This is a genomic window from Oleiphilus sp. HI0061 (assembly GCF_001635675.1).
Map to the genome: position 1 here is coordinate 1 of NZ_LWFE01001734.1, position 853 is coordinate 853.

The window sequence follows — 853 nt, forward strand, 5'->3', positions numbered from 1 at the left end:
GAAAGGGATTGATTGGATACAACGTAAAACCAACAACGAATTGCAAATTAAAATGTATGGCGGTGGGTCTCTCTATGGTGTCACCGGAGGCTTCAAAGCTTTACGCGCTGGCGTGGCTGATTTTGGGACGTGTTATACACTGGCCGAAGCAAAAGGTTTTGAGTTGTTTAAAACCATCCAGCTCCCCTATATAGCCCCTTCCAACCCTTACTTAACTGCACGAATTGTGAACGAGCTAATGGCTGATGGCTTGGCTGAGGAGTTCACTCGACGAGGTGTTTATCCAGCACATGTTATGCCAGTGAGACCTCTAAGCTTAATGAGCAAAACACCTATTCGTAGACCTGAAGACTTAAAAGGCAAAAAGGTGGTGTCATTTATGAATGCGCCGGGTGCGGCAGAAGACTTAGGCTACTCTGTTGTTCGTATTCCGTTTCCAGAGATCTATTCAGCCCTACAGCAAGGCGTGGTTGATGCAATCGTTTGGGTTGATATGGGCTTTATTCCTTTTAAAATTTATGAGCAAGCCAAGTACTATACAGAGTTGAATATTGCACCAACGACCATTGAGACTTGTATGAATCGTCGTAGCTTTGATCGGCTGAATAAACCAACCAAGCAGTTACTGTCGGACTTTCAGCAGAAATTGGCTTTGGCTGTTGTGCAGCGCACTGAAGAATTTGCACAAACTGCACAAAATACCTTGGCCGAGCAGGGTGTTGAAATTATAAAGTTTAGTGAGCCTGAGCAGCAAGCATGGGTCAAGGCATTTCAGCCAACTGTTAAGCGCTATATGGATAAGTGTGAGGCGGCAGGAAAAGATTGCCGAGGGCTGGTTAAGAGCATTGCCAAG

Annotated in this window: 1 protein-coding gene; it reads left to right on the plus strand. The window is 45.4% G+C overall.

Annotated elements, in window-relative coordinates:
- The coding region (locus A3735_RS26610; RefSeq protein ID WP_068638972.1) for a TRAP transporter substrate-binding protein at positions 1 to 853 on the plus strand (853 nt) is incomplete at both ends.